This window comes from Roseomonas sp. TS2, from assembly GCF_058833935.1.
Genome location: NZ_JCACVY010000337.1, coordinates 1 through 1,918 on the forward strand (window position 1 = coordinate 1; position 1,918 = coordinate 1,918).

Sequence of the window (1,918 nt, forward strand, 5' to 3'; positions counted from 1 at the left end):
CAGGGCATGGGGCCGCCGCGCGGCTGGCCGAGATCGCCGACCCAGAAGGGCGGCAGCCCGGCGGCCTGGGCGCGTGCCCCCAGCCCGCGGAGATAGGCGATGAGGTCGGGGTGGCCCCAGAAGCGGTTGCGGGAGAGCCGCACCACCTGCCAGCCCGGCCCATCGGCCGGCAGCGCCACGGCGCCGGCGATGCAGCCCAGCCCGTAGCCGCCGGCGATGTGTGGCGGCCCGGCGGCGGGGCGGGAGGCTGCCGCCCAGTCACGCGCCGCCTGTGCCACCGCGCCGCCGGGGAGGGCGGCCAGCAGAAGGCACGCCAGCAGCGCCGGCCGCACGCGCCGCATGGCCGCGCCGGCGCTCAGCCGGAGAAGCGGAAGGAGCCCGGCACCGCCTGCGGCTCCGGCGCGGCGGGCTCGGCGGGCGCCGCCTGCTGCTGCGCCTGCTTCACCTTGGCGTCGATCTGCTTCAGCAGCGCCACCACGCTGTTGGCGAAGGCCGGCAGCTGCACCACCGGGATCATCAGCTGCCCGCAGGGCACCGGCTTCCCGTCGGAGCCCGTCTGCGCCAGGGTGATGCGGGTCACGCCGTAGTTGACGCTGGCCTCGAGGACGCCATCGGCGAACAGGACGGGCTTGTCGGACATCGGGTGGAATACTCCTGCGAGTCTGGGCTTACTGTTCGCGGAAGGCGCGGTGGAAGCTGTCGAGCACCGGCTGCATCATGTAGCGGAAGAAGCTGCGGCTCCCGGTCTGGATCTGCGCCTCGACCGGCATGCCGGGCCGCAACGCCACATTCTCCAGCCGGGCCAGCTGATCCGGCTCGATGGCGATCTGCACCCGGTAATGGCTCATGCGGGTGCGTTCGTCCAGGGTGACATCCTCGGCGACATAGGTCACCTCGCCATGCAGGTAGGGCACCAGGCGCTGCTTGAAGGCCGGCAGCCGCACCTCGGAATGCAGCCCGGGATAGACCACGTCGATGTCGGTGGGGGAGAGGCGCACCTCGGCCACCAGCCGGTCCTCGGCGGGGACGATCTCCATCACCGGCTCGCCGGCGCGCACCACGGCGCCGAGGTTGAAGAAGCGGCTGCCGACGATGGTGCCGTCCTCCGGCGCGACGATCTCGCGCCGCTGCGCCACGTCGCGGGCGGCGCGCAGCTTCTCCTCCGTCTCGTTCAGGCGGTTGCGCGTCTCGCGCGCCTCGGCGGAGATCTCGGCCATGATCTGGTCGCGGGTCTGGCGGATCTGGTTGCGCGCCTCATCAACCGAGGCGTTGGCGCGCTCCACCTGGCCCATCAGGTCGACCATGTTGCCTTCCAGGGAAGCGACGTTGCGCTGCAGCGCCAGCAGGCGCGGCATCCGCTCCAGCCCCTGGCGCACCAGGGTCTGCACGTCCTGCTCCTCGCGCCGGATCAGCGCGAGCTGGCGGCGCTGGCTGGCGATCTGCCCCTGGGCGGAGGTGGCGGTCGCCTCGTGCTGGGAGATCCGTGCCTCCAGCACCTGGAGCTGGCTGTTCAGATGCGCCCGGCGGGCGGAGAACAGGGTGCGCTGCCCGGTCATCGCCTCCAGCACGCGCGGGTCGGAGCTGCCGGACAGGTCCGGGGGGAAGGTGATGTCGGGCGCGCCGGCGGCCTCGGCGCGGAGCCGCGCATCCTGCGCCAGCAGGGCCCAGCGCTGGGCGCGCAGCGCCTCCAGCCCGCTGCCGGACTGGACCTCGTCCAGCCGCATCAGCACCTGGCCGGCCTTCACCTTGTCGCCGTCCCGCGCCAGGATCTCGCGCACGATGCCGCCCTCGAGGTGCTGCACGGTGCGGCGGTTGCCCTCGCTGCGGATCTCGCCGGGGGCGATCGCCGCCTCGGCCAGCGGCGCCGTCACCGACCAGGCGGTGAAGCCGCCGACGAACAGCACGGTGGCCGCCAGCC

General features: G+C 73.4%; 3 protein-coding genes. All 3 read right to left on the minus strand.

All coding sequences use genetic code 11. The features are described from left to right. A partial coding sequence (locus ACZJYS_RS24185) for a penicillin-insensitive murein endopeptidase (RefSeq protein WP_493180625.1) occupies positions 1 to 341 on the minus strand: 341 nt, incomplete at its 3' end. A gap of 14 nt (positions 342 to 355) precedes the next feature. Beyond that, entirely contained in the window at positions 356 to 640 is a 285-nt protein-coding gene (locus ACZJYS_RS24190) for a hypothetical protein (RefSeq protein ID WP_379634042.1), read from the minus strand. Positions 641 to 668: 28 nt separating this feature from the next. After that, positions 669 to 1,918, minus strand: a 1,250-nt coding sequence (locus tag ACZJYS_RS24195; RefSeq protein WP_493180626.1) for an HlyD family type I secretion periplasmic adaptor subunit, incomplete at its 5' end; no start/stop codon positions are given.

Excerpts from the sequence above, each read along its gene's own strand:
- ACZJYS_RS24190 (WP_379634042.1), bottom strand. The coding sequence starts at position 640 with ATGTCCGACAAGCCCGTCCTGTTCGCCGATGGCGTCCTCGAGGCCAGC.